Annotated in this window: 12 protein-coding genes and 1 rRNA gene; 6 read left to right on the top strand and 7 right to left on the bottom strand. The window is 73.8% G+C overall.

The genetic code is table 11. The features are described from left to right. The 3 genes from BMW27_RS17560 to BMW27_RS17550 form a co-directional block, all read right to left on the bottom strand. Positions 1-222: ribosomal RNA gene (locus BMW27_RS17560) — 16S ribosomal RNA — on the bottom strand; the annotation flags it as partial. Positions 223-888: 666 nt separating this feature from the next. Continuing rightward, the gene (locus BMW27_RS17555) at positions 889-1,512 is read right to left on the bottom strand and encodes an alpha-ketoglutarate-dependent dioxygenase AlkB (RefSeq protein ID WP_091446333.1); all 624 of its coding nucleotides are present in this window, start codon (positions 1,510-1,512) and stop codon (positions 889-891) included. A gap of 126 nt (positions 1,513-1,638) precedes the next feature. After that, entirely contained in the window at positions 1,639-3,858 is a 2,220-nt protein-coding gene (locus BMW27_RS17550) for a RecQ family ATP-dependent DNA helicase (RefSeq protein WP_091446331.1), read from the bottom strand. Between the two features lie 81 nt (positions 3,859-3,939). On the opposite strand from BMW27_RS17550, the gene BMW27_RS17545 reads away from it, so the two are divergent. From BMW27_RS17545 to BMW27_RS23755, 5 genes are all read left to right on the top strand, one after another. Then, complete coding sequence (locus BMW27_RS17545) at positions 3,940-4,758, top strand: PHP domain-containing protein (protein ID WP_091446329.1); 819 nt, start codon at positions 3,940-3,942, stop codon at positions 4,756-4,758. Between the two features lie 41 nt (positions 4,759-4,799). Next, on the top strand, positions 4,800-5,750 hold the full coding sequence (locus BMW27_RS17540; RefSeq protein ID WP_091446328.1) for a carbamate kinase: 951 nt from the start codon (positions 4,800-4,802) through the stop codon (positions 5,748-5,750). An 11-nt stretch (positions 5,751-5,761) separates the two neighbouring features. Beyond that, positions 5,762-6,865 carry a barbiturase gene (bar, locus tag BMW27_RS17535; RefSeq protein WP_091446326.1) on the top strand — a complete coding sequence of 368 codons (1,104 nt, stop codon included), beginning with the start codon at positions 5,762-5,764 and terminating at the stop codon, positions 6,863-6,865. Positions 6,866-6,963: 98 nt separating this feature from the next. Then, positions 6,964-7,086 (top strand): hypothetical protein, encoded by a 123-nt coding sequence (locus tag BMW27_RS24410; protein WP_281244773.1) that lies wholly within the window; start codon positions 6,964-6,966, stop codon positions 7,084-7,086. A 196-nt stretch (positions 7,087-7,282) separates the two neighbouring features. Continuing rightward, complete coding sequence (locus tag BMW27_RS23755; protein WP_342707467.1) at positions 7,283-10,012, top strand: eCIS core domain-containing protein; 2,730 nt, start codon at positions 7,283-7,285, stop codon at positions 10,010-10,012. 296 nt (positions 10,013-10,308) lie between these two features. Here the strand turns inward: BMW27_RS23755 and BMW27_RS17520 are convergent, their stop codons facing one another. Further along, positions 10,309-10,929 carry an RNA 2'-phosphotransferase gene (locus BMW27_RS17520; RefSeq protein ID WP_245743674.1) on the bottom strand — a complete coding sequence of 207 codons (621 nt, stop codon included), beginning with the start codon at positions 10,927-10,929 and terminating at the stop codon, positions 10,309-10,311. A 22-nt stretch (positions 10,930-10,951) separates the two neighbouring features. After that, on the bottom strand, positions 10,952-11,554 hold the full coding sequence (gene rpsD / locus BMW27_RS17515) for a 30S ribosomal protein S4 (protein ID WP_091446321.1): 603 nt from the start codon (positions 11,552-11,554) through the stop codon (positions 10,952-10,954). Between the two features lie 62 nt (positions 11,555-11,616). Here rpsD and BMW27_RS17510 point away from each other — a divergent pair, with 62 nt between their 5' ends. After that, entirely contained in the window at positions 11,617-12,369 is a 753-nt protein-coding gene (locus BMW27_RS17510) for a hypothetical protein (RefSeq protein ID WP_091446319.1), read from the top strand. A gap of 126 nt (positions 12,370-12,495) precedes the next feature. Here BMW27_RS17510 and BMW27_RS17505 read toward each other — a convergent pair whose 3' ends face one another. Both BMW27_RS17505 and BMW27_RS17500 read right to left on the bottom strand, forming a co-directional pair. Then, positions 12,496-13,899, bottom strand: a complete 1,404-nt coding sequence (locus BMW27_RS17505; RefSeq protein WP_091446317.1) for a YlbE family protein — start codon at positions 13,897-13,899, stop codon at positions 12,496-12,498. Then, on the bottom strand, positions 13,896-15,368 hold the full coding sequence (locus tag BMW27_RS17500; RefSeq protein ID WP_091446316.1) for an AllF/FdrA family protein: 1,473 nt from the start codon (positions 15,366-15,368) through the stop codon (positions 13,896-13,898). Before BMW27_RS17500 ends, BMW27_RS17505 begins: the two co-directional genes overlap by 4 nt. Positions 15,369-15,483: the final 115 nt, after the last annotated feature.

Genomic DNA, 15,483 nt, shown 5'->3' with positions numbered 1-15,483 from the left:
CCCCAGCCGGAAACCCTTTCCACCACCAGACCATGCGGTCAGCGGTCACATCCGGTATTAGCCCCAATTTCTTGGAGTTATCCCAGAGCCGGGGGCAGGTTGCCCACGTGTTACTCACCCGTTCGCCACTGATCCCCCACCGAAGCAGGTTCACCGTTCGACTTGCATGTGTTAAGCACGCCGCCAGCGTTCGTCCTGAGCCAGGATCAAACTCTCCGTAGATGCTTGAACCAGGCCGAGAACCAAGAGCTAGCACTCTCGATATCCATCAACCCAAAGAAACCCACAAAGGGGTTGTTACTTGGCACTAACTTTCGGCACGCTGTTGAGTTCTCAAGGAGCGGACGCGCTCGTACTCCAGCCTTTCGGCCTTCGTTCGAGGCGGTATCTCGATTGTACACCGCGCTCCGCAGCAGTCAAACCTCGGGGGCTTGTCCGGCGGTTGACCAGGCTGGCGGCCCGGTCCGTTCTCGCTCGGTGCAGGAAGAACGGTACACCACTCTCGAGGCCCCTTGCACGGGGGTCCGGAGAGGGGGTCGTCCTCCCCGCGCCGTCCCTGTCGCCAGGGCCGGCGACGTCCTCGGGAGCGACTGGGACGCCGCTCGGCCAGGACGTGTGGTGGAACGTCGTCCGCGCCGTCTCCCTTCCCGCACCGTGCACGTCCTGCGACACGCGAGGGGCGAGGTGGCGGGGCGCGCCGGCGTCCCAGCTGCCAGGGCGGCGGACACCCTCGCCGGCTCCCCCGCCGCATCCGCGCTCCGCGTCATGGAGCCGCGGCCGGGTGGCCGGCCGCTGGCGCCGCGATGTCCCGACGGGAGCGCACGACGCAGCCCCCTCGTCGGCGCTCCCGGCTACGACCGCGGCCTCCGTCGCAGCGGCGCGAGAAGGTCAGGCGACGCCACGGGGACGGAACTGCACGCTGACCCGGGGGCCCACGGGCCTGGCCGTCTTCGGGATGCAGTGCTCCCACGTGCGCTGGCAGGACCCGCCCATGACGACGAGGTCGCCGTGGCCCAGAGGAAAGCGCAGGCTCTCCCCGCCCCCGACCGGGCGCAGCAGCAGCGGCCGCGGCGACCCGAAGGACACGATCGCCACCATCGTGTCGGCGCTGCGGCCACGACCGAGCCGGTCACCGTGCCAGGCGACGCTGTCCCGCCCGTCGCGGTAGAGGCACATGCCTGCGCTGACGAAGGGCTCGCCGAGCTCCGGACGGTAGTGCCTGGTGAGCATCTCCCGGGCCTGGGTCAGCAGCGGGTGCGGCAGCCGCTCCTCTCCGCCGTACCACCGCAGCAGGCGGGGGACGGCGACCTCGCGCTCGTACATCTGCCGCCGGTCCGCCCGCCAGCCGATGTCCCCGAGCAGCACCTCGAGGACCTCGTCGGACCCCTGGACCCAGCCGGGCAGGTGGTCGACCCAGGCGCCGCGGCCGAGGTGGTGCCGGGTGAGCAGGAGCGGTTCGAGCGTGGCCTCCTCGGCGAGGTCCCACATCGACGGCTGGTGCAGGAGCGACATGGGCGGAGGCTACGACAGATCGAACGTGTGTACGAGCGCGAACGGCGCCGGCGGCTCTCCCGAGGTGTGGCCCCGTCCCGGGTCCCGCCCTGAGCCTGCGGAGGGTAGGCAGGACGGGGTCCTTCTTCAGGCGGTGAGGGCCAGCGCGAAGGGCAGGACACGGGAGACGCCGGCCAGCCGCAGCTCACGACCGGCGACGGTCATGGTCCAGCGCGAGTCGGCGAGGTCGTCGACCAGCAGCACCGGCACCGGACCCAGCTGGGCCAGTCGCTCCCGCAGGTCCGGGCCGACGACGATGCGCTGCCACACGCCGGCGAGGCGGAAGGCGCTGTTCCCGCCGGGCTGGCCGGTCGGACCGCCCTGCGCCAGGGACAACTCGCCGAGGTAGGGCAGCCGGCCCAGACCGGCCAGACCCTGCGCCAGCCCGGTCACCAGCCGCGGCCGGCGGCGGGAGGGGACGGCGACCACGGCGGCCGGTCGTTCGGCCCAGTCCCAGGCCCCGAGCACCCGCGCACACGCACGCAGCAGCTCGTCGTCCGGCGGTACGTCCGACGGCGTCCGCCGCACGGGCACGTCGAAGGCGGCGTCCGGGTCCTCCTCCAGCCCCGGGGCCTCGAGGTCGACCACGCCGCCGACGCCGTCGTCCCCCAGCAGGGTGCGCAGCCGTTGACCCCAGCCGAGGTCGGTCAGCCGGGCGACGGCGCGGCCCGGGTCGAGCTGCTCGCCCGGTGCGATCTTGCCCTTGACCTCGACGCCGAGGCGGTCGGCGCCGGTCGGCCACTGGGCGCGCGGAGCGAGCTCCACGCCGGGGCGGTCGAGCGCGGCCGAGGCGGCCCGGGCCGCGCCCTCCGGGACGTCGGAGGAGTACCAGGGGCCTGCGCAGACGTCGCAGCGGCCGCAGGGTGCGGCGCTCGGGTCGTCGAGGGCCTCCTGCAGGAAGGCCATCCGGCACCGCGCCTCGTCGACCGGCTTCGCGTAGGCGATCATCGCCCGCTGCTCGGCCTCGCGGGTGCGCGTCACCCGGGCGTACCGGTCGGCGTCGTACACCCACGGGCGGCCGGTGGACCGCCACCCGCCCTGCACCCGTTCCACCGCGCCGTCGACGGCGAGCACCTTGAGCAGCAGCTCCAGCCGGGAGCGGCGGACGTCGGCCACCGTCTCCAGCCGCGCCACCGACCAGGCCTTCCCGTCGGCCATCGCCGAGAGCACCGCGGCGGCGTGGTCCTCCCGCGGCATGGAGGAGGTGGCGAACCACTGCCAGATCGCGAGGTCCTCAGGGCCGGGCAGCAGCAGCACGTCGGCGTGCTCGACGGCGCGGCCCGCGCGGCCGACCTGCTGGTAGTAGCTGACCGGCGACGACGGTGCCCCGAGGTGGACGACGAACCCGAGGTCGGGCTTGTCGAAGCCCATGCCGAGCGCGGAGGTGGCCACCAGCGCCTTGACCCGGTTCTCCCGCAGCGCCTCCTCGGCGTCCTTGCGGTCGGCGTCGTCGAGCCGGCCGGTGTAGGCGCGCACCTCGTGGCCCGCGTCGCGCAGCAGCGCGGCGGTCTCCTCGGCCGCCGCCACCGTGAGCGTGTAGACGATGCCGCTGCCCGGCAGGTCCCCGAGGTGGGCGGCCAGCCAGGCCAGCCGGGCCCGGTCGGTGGGCAGCCGGAGGACGCCGAGGCGCAGCGAGTCACGGGCCAGCGGACCCCGCACCGTCGTCACGCCCACACCACCGGCGCCGAGCTGCTCGGCCACGTCGGCGACGACCCGCTCGTTGGCGGTGGCGGTGGTCGCGAGCACGGGCGTCCCGGCCGGGAGCGTGCCGAGGAGGTCACGGATGCGGCGGTAGTCGGGGCGGAAGTCGTGCCCCCAGTCGGAGACGCAGTGGGCCTCGTCGACGACGAGCAGGCCGCAGCGGGCGACCAGGCCCGGCAGCTGCTCCTCGCGGAAGCGCGGGTTGGTCAGCCGCTCCGGGGAGACCAGCAGGACGTCGACGTCGTCGGCGGCCAGCGCGGCGGCGACGTCGTCCCACTCGGTGGCGTTGGCGCTGGAGATCTCGACGGCGCGGATGCCGGCGCGCGCGGCGGCGGCGACCTGGTCGCGCATCAGCGCGAGCAGCGGGCTCACCAGCAGGGTCGGCCCGGCGCCGCGGCGGCGCAGCAACGCGGTCGAGACGAAGTAGACCGCCGACTTGCCCCACCCGGTGCGCTGCACGACCAGCGCCCGCTCGGAACGCTCGACCAGCGCGGCGACGGCGGCGTCCTGACCCTCGCGGAACTCGGCGTCGGGCCGGCCGGTCAGCTCGCGGAGGACCCCGAGGGCCTCGAGGGCCAGGTCGGTCGTGGGTGCGGCGGTGCTCATGGCGTCCGACAGTAGGCAGCGCGGGCGACGGGACCGGCCGCCGCGCGGATCCTGGGGACGAGGGAGGACAATCCACACACGATGCGACCACCGGACAACCACGTGCACACCAGGTGGTCCTGGGACACCGCCGACTCCTCCACGATGGTGCGCGCGTGCGAGCGGGCGGTGGCCCGGGGCCTGCCCGCCATCGCCTTCACCGAGCACCTCGACTTCACGACCTGGACGCCGGAGGACCGCGCGACCGCCGACGGGCTGGTCGACCGGCACGCCTCCCGGCACCTGCCCATCGACGTCGAGGGCTACTTCGCGGACCTGGAGGAGTGCCGGGAGCGCTTCCCCGAGCTGCGGATCTGGTCGGGCGTGGAGACCGGCGAGCCGCACCTGTTCGCCGCCAGCGTCGCCGCCCACCTCCGCGACTCCCCCGTCGACCGGGTGCTCGGCTCGCTGCACTCGCTGAGCCAGGACGGCCGGCTCTACGGCGTGGGTCGGCTGCTCTACCCCGACCCGGACAGCACGATGCGCCGCTACCTGGCCGAGGTCGTCGACATGGTGGAGGACAGCGACGTCTTCCAGGTGCTCGCCCACGTCGACTTCCCGCGGCGCTACTGGCCCGGCGGCAGCGACCGGTACGCGGAGAAGGACTACGAGGAGGAGTACCGGGCGGTGTTCCGGGCGCTGGCCGGCACCGGGCGGGCGCTCGAGGTCAACACGACGAGCCCGCTGGCCTCGGTCGACCAGGTGCGCTGGTTCCACGAGGAGGGCGGCGAGGCGATCAGCTTCGGCAGCGACGCCCACCAGCCGGCCGGCGTCGGCCAGCACTTCGACCTCGCGGTGGACGTCGTCGAGGCCGCCGGCTTCCGGCCCGGACGGGACGCCTTCGACTTCTGGCGGCGCTGAGGTACTTCAGCGCTGAGACATCCCGGACTAGGGTCGCCGGGGTGACCCCCGGCCGCGTCGTCATCGCCCTCGGGGGCAACGCGATGACCGGCCCGGACGGCTCGGCGACACCCCGCGCGCAGCGCGACGCGATCGCGGCGGCCTGCCGGCACGTCGCGGCGGTCGTGGCCACCGGCGTCCAGGTGGTGCTGACCCACGGCAACGGGCCGCAGGTGGGCAACCTGCTGGTCAAGAACGAGCTGGCCGCGCACGAGGTGCCGCCCGTGCCGCTGGACTGGTGCGTCGCCCAGACCCAGGCGACCATCGGCTTCACGCTGGCCGACGAGCTCGACGCGGCCCTGTCGGCCCGCGGGCTGCCGCAGCGCACCGCCGTCCTGGTCACCCGCACACTCGTCGACGCCGACGACCCGCACTTCCGCGAACCCTCGAAGCCGGTCGGCCGCTACCTGCCGCGCGAGCGGGCCGAGCGCTCCATGGCGCACGGGCAGGTTTGGGAGGACCGCGGCGAGCGCGGCTGGCGGCGGGTCGTCGCCTCGCCCGAACCGCGCAGGGTGCTCGACGTGCCGGCCGTCGAGGCGCTGCTCGCGGCGGGGTTCGTCGTCGTCTGCGCCGGCGGGGGCGGCGTCCCGGTGGTGGACGACGGCACCGGTGGAGCGCTGCACGGCGTCGAGGCCGTCGTCGACAAGGACCTCACCGCCGCGTTGCTGGCCCGCGAGCTGGACGCCGGCGCGCTCGTGGTCGCGACCGACGTCCCGCAGGTGCTGGTCGGGTACGGCGGGCCCGGCGCCCGGCCGCTGGGCCGGGTCACCCCCCGCGAGCTGCGCGAGCACGCCGCGGCCGGCGAGTTCGGCCGCGGCTCGATGGGCCCCAAGGTCGAGGCTGCGCTGCGCTTCGTGGAGGGGGGCGGCGCGCGCGCCGTCATCACGTCCCTCGAGCACATCGCCGACGCCGTCAGTGGTGACGACGCCGGCACCGTCCTGATCGCCAGCTGAGAGGAAGCTCCGTGCCCGCACCCATCGAGGTCCGCAAGGTCCCGCTGCACAACGTCAGCGACGCGTCCGAGCTGGCGAAGCTCATCGACGACGGCGTCATGGAGGCCGACCGGGTCGTCGCCGTCATCGGCAAGACGGAGGGCAACGGCGGGGTCAACGACTACACCCGGATCATCGCCGACCGGGCCTTCCGCGAGGTCCTGCTCGAGAAGGGCACCCGGTCCAAGGAGGAGGTCGGGGAGATCCCGATCGTGTGGTCGGGCGGCACGGACGGCGTCATCAGCCCGCACGCCACGGTCTTCGCGACGCTGCCCGAGGAGCGGGTGGAGAAGACGGACGAACCGCGACTGACCGTCGGCTACGCGATGAGCGACGTCCTGCTGCCCGAGGACATCGGCCGCATCGCCATGGTGGAGAAGGTCGCCGCCGGCGTGCGCCGGGCGATGGCGGAGGCGGGCATCACCGACCCGGCCGACGTCCACTACGTGCAGACCAAGACGCCGCTGCTGACCATCGAGACCATCCGCGACGCCAAGGCGCGAGGCGAGGACACCTACTACGACGAGCCGCACGGCTCGATGGACCTGTCCAACGGGACGACGGCGCTGGGCATCGCGGTGGCGCTCGGCGAGATCGAGATGCCGGAGCAGTCGCAGGTCATGCGCGACCTGTCGCTGTTCAGCGCGGTCGCCTCCTGCTCGTCGGGCGTGGAGCTGGACCGGGCGCAGATCGTCGTCGTCGGCAACGCGCGCGGGCACGGGGGCGCCTACCGGATCGGCCACTCGGTGATGCGCGACGCCCTGGACCAGGACGGTATCTGGAACGCGATCCGCGACGCCGGCCTGGACCTGCCCGAGCGGCCGCACCCCAGCGACCTCGGCGACCGGCTGGTCAACGTCTTCCTCAAGTGCGAGGCCGACCCGACCGGCTACGTCCGCGGCCGGCGCAACGCGATGCTCGACGACTCCGACGTCTTCTGGCACCGGCAGATCAAGGCGACCGTGGGCGGGGTGGCCGCGTCGGTGACGGGCGACCCGGCGGTCTTCGTGTCGGTGGCGGCGGTGCACCAGGGCCCGTCGGGCGGTGGGCCGGTGGCCGCGATCGTCCGCGCGTGACCCGCTCCGAGCGCTGCTCCTGAGGTGGCCGCGGGATCGAGCTCCCGGGAAGGACACGGAGGCGAGCGGTCCCTCAACCGGCACCCAGCCGGGACGCGATGACGGTCATCGCGCTGCTCGCCGAGGCGGCGACAAGCGCCGTGGCCGCGGACGCGACCCCAGTCGACGGGAAGGCCACCGTGCGGCTGGCGTGGTGGACGTCGAGCAACCCCCGAAGCTGAGCCCGCGCGCCGCAGGCACCGCGCCCTCGAAGTCCCCGGCCGGGGACAGCGCCCTCAAGGCCGGCACGAATCCAGGGAGGCCTGAGACGGCTTCGACCAGTTCGTCGATACTGCAACCCCATCGAGGGCGATAAGCTACCCCGGCGCATCCAGCACCTCCGTTTGTCGCGTGCCGTTCAGCTGTGGAAGTGGCCGCATGGGTAGATCGCCGGTCGGCCGATTCTCATCGGAGACCCGTCGAGCCTCTCCGTATCGGGAGGCCACACCGCACCCTGTCCTCAGCAGGGGGCAGGACCGCACACTCGGTCCACCGTCCGCCACCCAGTCCCTGGTCGCCACGAGACGGTGTGAGGCGGACGGTACGACGACTCTGACGGCGGTACCGGGACGACCGGGGGACGAGATCGACCCGGCTGCGGCGCTGTCAGCCGATCCTCGATCCGGTCACGACTTCAGCCGTGTTCCGATCCACGGTGACCAGGACGCCCCCAGTGGCATCCGACCGCTCTGGGCGACAGCCGGTGGCCATGGTCTCCGCGGGACGAGCGCTCACGCCGCGGATTCGTTCGTCCAGCGCCGGGCGGACACCGATCCCCACTGCGGCGGCGCCCAGGAGGACGCCCCCCATCGCCTGGCTCGCGACGCCTCCTCGGGGCGGTCGGGGTCGGGCCGCGGCGGACTCGCGGCGGGGGGGCCTCCTCCCGTTCTCTCGGGTCTGCGCGTCAGCCGCCAGGACGACCCGCTGGAGCGGGAGGCGGAACGGACGGCGCGGTCGATCCTCGCGGGCACCGGCACGCCGGTCATGCACGGGACACGCTCACCTGGCGCACCCCTCGCAGTGCAGATGGCGCGGGACGCAGCAGCTCCCGGTCTGCCGAGCTCAGCCCCATCCGGGATGGGCAGCGGCCATCCGCTTCCTCGGGGCGAACGGGAGGAGTTGGAGGCGCGCTTCGGACAGGACCTGTCGGCCGTGCGGGTACACACGGACTCGGCGGCCGCCACCCTGGCGGAGCGGTTGCACGCGCGTGCCCTCACCGTCGGAACCGACATCGCATTTGCCGCCGGCGAGTATCGCCCCGGTACCGCAGACGGACGGATGCTGCTGGCTCACGAGTTGACCCACGTCCTGCAGCAGACGATCGGCCTCGAACAGGCGCCACCCGCAGCAGCCGTGGTACAGCGCGCGTGCCCCCCGACGGCATGCCCGCCGGTCGCGGTGCCGGTCACCGCGCTGAACCCCGTCTGGAAACAGGCCGAGATCTGCGTCCAGGAGACCTACGAGGCGACGCACCCTGCCAGCCGCCGGGGCGTCTCACTGGGCTTCAACCTGGACTGGGTCTACCTGCGCGGTGGAAGCCCCGCCGAGCAGGACGCCCTCAGGTGCCTGCGGGGGAACTTCACGGCCAAGAGCGGGATGTACCAGGGGGAACCCGACATCTGGGACTTCCGCAACGCAACGATGTACGAGATCACCACGGCGTCCGGAGCATCGTTTCGCATCGGCAAGCTCGCCGCGGAGATCGCGCTCGCCAACAAGCTGACGGGTCCAGCGGAGTGCGGCGGGCTCATGTTCGCACCGGGCACCTGGATCCCACCTGGGCCGTGCTACGCCATCGGTGGGGATCTGTACATCAGCGTCGTCAACACCGCTGGGGTCCTGGTCTACGCGGTGATGCGCGACGCCACCAAGGAGGCCGCGCTGGCGGCCATGCTCGCCGCCCTGGGGGTGATCGCGAAAGGCACCGGCACCGTCGCGAAAGGCGCCGGGAAGAAGGTGCCAGTCTATGCCGCGGCGAGTCTAGTCGCGGCCGTGGTCCTGCTCGGTTCCGGCAGGGCGACGGCCCAGCTCGGGCCCGGCACCGAGGAGCCTCTCGTCCAGCTCTTCCAGGCCGTGGCAGCGAGTGGCACGCCAGTACCGCCCGAGGTCCAGCAGATGATCGAGTCCGATCCGGCCCTGAAGGCGAGGATCGAGGAGGCCATGAGGAAGGGCGGCGACCCCTCCGCCGCTCAGGAGGAGCTCAACCGGGAACTCCTGGCTGTCATCGCTGCGAACAAGGACCAGTTCAGCACGGCGGATCTCGAGCTCCTGCTGGCCGTGACAGGAACCGCCCAGGGAAGACTGCCGCGGGGACAGCAGACTGTGGACACCGTGCGCAGGATCTTGGCCGATCAGCGTCACGGTGCGGGCCGGGGGACGGATGGCGGCGGCAGGGCCGCTGTGCCCGGCGCTCCGAAGTCGGCGCCGACCGACGGAGTGCCGGCCGAGGGCCGTCCGGCCGATCGCGCCGCGAGCCCGGAGATCCGAGCGGAGATCGCCAAGGCGAACGCTCCAGTCCGGAGGCTGTGGGAGGCGATCGTCGGCGCGGGCAGTGGGCCTGGCGTCACAGCCGGGGATGCCAGGCGCTTCGTCTCGGAGGTTCCCTCGGACCTCTCGAACGAACAGGTGGACGCCGTCATCGCTGCGCTCGGACCTGTCGCGGGGACGTCGTTCGATCGGGTGCTCGCCCAGCTCAAGCGCGCCATCGAGGACCTCCGCACCCGGTCGGGCGCCGCGGGGGGAGCGGCCGGTGTGGATGACGTGCCGTCCCGGGGGGCGACGACAGCGACGGACGACAGCAGGCTGGTCAAGGAGCTCGCAGCAGCCGCTGCCGCCATCGACCCCGCCACGTACGCCCGTGGCGACTACGACCTGACATGGCGGAACGAGAAGGACGGTGTCATCGAGGCCACGATCCGCGGCCGCACCGGACGTGGGCAGTTGTACGCCGGCACGGTGCGCGCACGCATCGACGACCGCGCCCCCGACGGCAGGACGTTGATGATCACATTCCTCACCTCGTCACCTTTCGTCGACCCTCGGGGCCAGATCGTCCTCGCGGCGAACGCCCTCAAAGGGACGCGGGAGACCGTCCAACGGCGCCCATAGTCCACACGCACGGTGTTCGGTGTGAGCTGCTCCCACGAGGGACGAGCGGATCGGATGAGCCAGGCCGAGCCGCGCAACCAACCGGACGGCTCTGCACAAGCGAGGCTGGATCGAGTTGATGCGCCGCTGCGAGCGAGTGATCGGTGCGTCGGCGTAGCGGGACCCCAGGCCGCCTCGGCCCCATGGGACATCGACCTGCTGACGAGCGCTGCCAGCGTTGAGTGCGGCAGGTCCGGACGGGCCCGGTCAGCTACCCGAGAGGGCCTCAGACACCCCCGCTGGCGCCCAGGTCGCACTCATGGCCAGGCTGCGACCTGCCGCCCCAGCGCCCGGAGGTACCGGGGTGGGACGGCGTCGACCAGCCACACGCCGTTCGCCGACCGGGTGAAGACGGCGCCGTCACGCGCCACGCCCCCGGCGTCGACGCGGAGGACGACCGGCCGGCCGTGGCGCGCTCCGACCCGGCGCGCGGTGACCTCGTCGGGGCTCAGGTGCACCGCGTGCCGGCGTCCGGGCCGCAGCCCCTCGGCCTCGATGGCCGGCAGGTTCCGCTCCGCCGTCCCGTGGAAGAGGACCGGGGGCGGGGTCAGCGCGGCGTAGCCGAGGTCGACGGCGACGCTGTGGCCCTGGCTGGCGCGGATCCGGGTGCCGCTCTCGTCGAGGGCGAACCGGCGCTTGTCGTTGGTGGCGACCACCCGCTCCAGCTCGGCCCGCGTCCAGCCGAGGGCGGCGAGCAGGGCGTCGACGTCCGTCCAGCCGGCGGCGTCGAGGGTCAGCCCGACGCTGCCGGGAGCGTGACGGAGCACGTAGGACAGCCGCTTGCTGCGCCGGACGACGTCGCGGGGGTGCACGTCCCGGCGGCTACCCGCCCGGCGCGAGATCTGCACAGTGGCGCCGACCAGGGCCGTGGTGGTCACGAGTGTGCAGATCTCGCGGGGATCAGCGGGAGTAGTGCTCCACGACCAGCTGCTCCTCGCAGACCACCGGCACCTCGTCGCGGCCGGGCACGCGCTCGACACGGGCCACCAGGTCGGCCAGGCGCACCTCGAGGTAGGCCGGCGGGGTGGCGTGCGCACCGGAAGCGGCGACGACGAACGGCTCCAAGGTCTGCGACTTCTCGGCGATCTGGACGAAGTCGCCGGGCCTGAGCCGGTAGGAGGGCCGGTCGACCCGCTTGCCGTTGACCAGCACGTGCTGGTGGGTGACGAACTGGCGGGCCTGGTAGATGGTGCGAGCGAAGCCGGCCCGCAGCACCGTGGCGTCGAGGCGGGACTCGAGGTCCTGGATCAGCGCCTCGCCGGTCTTGCCGCCGGTGCGCCGGGCCCGGTCGAACGCGGCGCGCAGCTGCGTCTCGCTGATGTCGTACTGGGCCCGCAGCCGCTGCTTCTCCCGCAGCCGGGTGGAGTAGTCGCTGTCCTTGCGGCGCTTGCGGCCGTGCTCGCCGGGCGGGTACGGGCGGCGCTCGAAGTACTCGACGGCCTTGGGCGTGAGCGGGATGCCGAGGGCGCGGCTGATCCGGACCTTGGGACGAGGGGTGTTCACGGGACCTCCAGTGTTTGGTTAGGCTCACCTTATTCCAGGGACGTCGACCCCGAGGGGCACCCATGACCATCGGACGCCGGACGTCCTCCCCCGCCCACCAGGACCGCACCGCGGACGCCGCTCAGCGGGCCCGCACGGTCGCCACCCGGCCCGTGGCCTCGGTGCAGGCCCTGGGCCTCGGCACCAGCCGGCTGCTGGCCGCGGCCACGCTGGACGACGGGCGGGTGCTGGTCGTCGTCCCCCGGAGCGGAGGGCTGGCGGCGGCGGTCCGCGAGGCCCCGGAGGGCGACCTGCCGGCGAAGGTGACGGTGACCTCCCGCTCGGTGCAGCCGCTGCGCAACCCGCTGCGAGCGCAGCTGGAGCTCGCCGGGTGGCTGACGCCGGTGCCCGCCGAGGACGAGGCCGACCTGGTGCTGGCCTTCGCCGCCGTCCGCCCGGACGACGTCCTGCTCGACGTGGGGCTCACCGCGACGCTGCTGCGCCTCGACGTCGCCGAGGTGCTGCTGCACGAGGGCGGCGGCTGCACCGAGGTCACGCCGGAGGACTACGCCGCAGCCCGGCCCGACCCGCTGGGCGCCGCCGAGGCCGACCTGGTGAGCGAGCACGCCGGCCCGCTGGCCGAGCTGCGCGCCCGGGTGCAGGCGTGGGCCGGCGACGACCCGGTGCACCTGCTGGGCCTCGACCGCCACGGCGTGCTCTTCCGCGTCGAGCCCCGCACCGGCTGCTACGACCTGCGCGTGCCGTTCCCCGCACCGCTCACCTCGACCGGTGAGCTGGCGGGCGCGGTCCGCACGCTGCTGACCTGCGCCCGCTGAGGCGCCCTGCCCGCTCCCGCCGCCGAGATCGGCGATCTCGCACGTCTGGAGCCCGGGACCCGGGCGAGATCGACGATCTCGTGGCCATCAGCGGCCGATCACCACGAGTCCGTCGCACTCGACGGTTCAGGCGGCGGCGCGGGCCTCCGCGGTGAGGGCGGCCAGCGCCTGCTCGAAGCACTCACGCGGCGGCTGCACCAGCCCGGCGCCGACCTGCCCCGTGCCGGCCACCCGCCCCGCCATCCCGGTGTTGATCTGCGGCAGCCACCCGGTGCGCGCCACGGCCAGGACGTCGATGCCGGTCGGTGAGCCGCGGAAGCCGAGGATCGGCACCTGCATCGCCGGGTTCTCGGCCAGGGTCAGCTGGTACATCCGCTCGGTGGTGGCCAGCGCGTCGGGCACGGTGCCGCCGACGAACCGGACGATCGCCGGTGCCGCGGCCATGGTGAACCCGCCGACGCCGTAGGTCTCCATGATCGCGGAGTCGCCGATGTCGGGGTTCGCGTCCTCCGGGCCGTAGTCGCCGAGGAACAGGCCGACCGGGGTGTTCGCCGGGCCGGTGAACCAGCGGTCGCCGGTGCCGGCGGTCCGGATACCGAACTCGGTCCCGTTGCGGGACATCACAGTCACCATCGTCGAGCCCGGCACGTCCCGCGCCGCGTCGAGAGCGAGCTTCGCCGTCGGCATGCCGAGGTTGAGGAAGAAGTGCTCGTTGCCGCCGATGAAGCGCAGCACCGCAGCGACGTCGGACGACGGCGCGTCCACCTCGACGACCGCCGGGGACAGCTCGCGCAGGGTCATCAGCGAGCCGGCGCGGTTGCGGTTGTGCCCCTCGTCGCCCATCTGCAGCATCTGCGCGAGCACGGCCTTGACGTCGAGCGGGTCGGCCATCGAGCGCACCGCCGCCTGCAGCACCGGCCCGAGGACGTCGCGCATCCACCGCAGCCGGGTGAGCACCTCGTCGGCGTAGGCGCCCATCCGCAGCACCTTGCCCAGGCCCTCGTTGAGGTTGCAGTACGCCTGGCCGCCGGTGACCGGGTCCTCCAGGCACCACGTCCACATCGACGGCGAGGTCACCCCGGCCATCGGCCCGACACACGAGCGGTGGTGGCACGGGTCGAGCGCGACCCCGCCCGAGGCCAGCAGCCGCTCGGCCTCCTCGACGGTCGAGGCCCACCCCTCGAACAGGCAGGCGCCGACCAGGGCGCCGCGCAGCGGGCCGCTCGCGTCGTCCCAGCCGATCGGCGGGCCGGCGTGCAGCAGCGTGCGGTCGGTCAGGCCGAGCACGTCCCTCGCCGGCCGGACGTCGACCAGCCGGGACCCCGCGGCCATCACCCGCTCGACGGCGGTGCGGTTGGCCGCGGCCCGGCGCCGGTCGAGGGCGAGGGCAGCGAGGTCGGCGGGGTCGCCGAGGCCGGGCGGGCGCCAGTCGACGTCGTGCACGTCGGCGCCCTGGGCGCGCAGCGCGTCGGAGAAGACGTCGACGCCCGCGGCGACGACCGTCGGCGTCCCGGAGAGCAGGTCCCTCATCGCGCGGCTCCCAGCAGGTCGAGCGCGTGCCGGGTGGCCTGCGCGTTGGAGGCGAAGACGGCGGCGCCGGCCGCGGCGAGGGCGTCGGCCTGGCGGGACCAGCCCTGCGGGTCGGCCTCGGTGCCGATGAGGGCGACGACGGCGGGCAGCCCGGCCGCCCGCAGCGCGGGGGCCAGGGTCGCGGCCGGGTCGGGGTCGGCGCCGTGGCCGAGGACGACGTCCACCAGCACGACCGCGGGCTCGCCGGACGCCGCGATCCGGGCCAGCGCCTCCAGCCGCAGCGTGGGGTCGATCATCGGGTGCGCCCGGCCGACGGTGAGCGCGTCGTCCCCGAAGTCGACGACGACGTGGCCGCGGGCGGACAGGTCCGTCCCGAGGTCGAGCTCGGCGCGCAGCGGGGTGTTGGACCGCACGTCGCCGAGCACGGGGGCGGCGATGAGCATCGCCTCGTCGGCGAGCGTCCCGCCGGCGAAGAGGCCCTTGAGGACGGCGCCGGGGGCGGCCCGCAGTGCGGCGGGACGTGACGGCCACTCCGGCACCGCGACCCCCGCGTCCCGCAGCAGGGCCTCGACCGCGGCGGTGAGGTCGGGGGTCTCCGCCGACAGCGCGGCCGAGGACACCGGCACGGACAGCTCCGCAGCGGCCTTGGCCACCGCCGCGGCCACCGACGGCGCCGGCGGCTTCGACACCAGCAGCACCCGCTCGGTGGCCGGGTCGGCGTCCAGCAGCGCGAGCGCGTCGATGGTGGCCAGCCCGCCGACCGCCTCGGAGAGGTCGCGGCCGCCGACGCCGAGCACGTGCGAGACGCCGACGCCGGCGACGTCGAGCAGGCAGGACACCTGCTGGGCGCCGGTGCCGGACGCCGCGACCAGCCCGACCGGGCCGCGGCGGACGACGTTGGCGAAGCCGAGCGCCAGGCCGGAGACGATCGCCGTCCCGCAGTCGGGGCCCATGACCAGCACCCCGGCGTCGCGGGCGGCCTGCTTGAGCGCGACCTCGTGCTCGACCGGGACGCCGTCGGAGAAGACCAGCACGCTGCGGCCGGCGGCGATCGCGTCGGCGGCCTCGGCGACGGCGTACTGCCCGGGGACGCTCACGATGGCCAGCGCGGGGCCGTCGGTGGGCAGCGCGTCGAGGCCGGCGCCGAGGGTGCGCAGCGGGACGGCCTGCGCGGGGCCGGCGGTGCGCTCGCGGGCGGCCAGCGCGGCGTCGACGGCGGCGACCGCGGCACCCAGCGCGTCGTCGTCCGCAGCCTCGATCGCGATCAGCAGCTGGTCGGGCGAGGCGCCGTCCCCGGGCCCCAGACCCATGCCCGCGGCGAGCTCCAGGTTGAGCGGCGTGGCCATCGCGACGAGCACCGCGGTGACCCCCTCGCGGGCGCCGACGTCCCGGCTGACCTGCATCAACCGGACCGAGTCGGCATAGACGCCGCTGCGCAGGGAGACGTGCCGGACGCCGGTAGCTGTCACCCCGCGCACCGTACCGGTCGATTACCTCAGCAGTGAGACATCCCTGCAACGACGATTTAGCACTGAGGTACTTCCGCCCTGTCAGTCGGGCGTGTCACATTGACGCCTCCCTGGG

The organism is Geodermatophilus poikilotrophus (assembly GCF_900111455.1).
GTDB lineage: Bacteria > Actinomycetota > Actinomycetes > Mycobacteriales > Geodermatophilaceae > Geodermatophilus > Geodermatophilus poikilotrophus.
Note: the sequence above shows the minus strand (reverse complement) of the source record. Positions and strands in the feature narration are given on the sequence as shown.

Coding starts and splice junctions, on each gene's coding strand:
- BMW27_RS17555 (WP_091446333.1), bottom strand. CDS start 1,512: ATGTCGCTCCTGCACCAGCCGTCGATGTGGGACCTCGCCGAGGAGGCC.
- BMW27_RS17550 (WP_091446331.1), bottom strand. CDS start 3,858: ATGAGCACCGCCGCACCCACGACCGACCTGGCCCTCGAGGCCCTCGGG.
- BMW27_RS17545 (WP_091446329.1), top strand. CDS start 3,940: ATGCGACCACCGGACAACCACGTGCACACCAGGTGGTCCTGGGACACC.
- BMW27_RS24410 (WP_281244773.1), top strand. CDS start 6,964: ATGACGGTCATCGCGCTGCTCGCCGAGGCGGCGACAAGCGCCGTGGCC.
- BMW27_RS23755 (WP_342707467.1), top strand. CDS start 7,283: ATGGGTAGATCGCCGGTCGGCCGATTCTCATCGGAGACCCGTCGAGCC.
- BMW27_RS17510 (WP_091446319.1), top strand. CDS start 11,617: ATGACCATCGGACGCCGGACGTCCTCCCCCGCCCACCAGGACCGCACC.
- BMW27_RS17505 (WP_091446317.1), bottom strand. CDS start 13,899: ATGAGGGACCTGCTCTCCGGGACGCCGACGGTCGTCGCCGCGGGCGTC.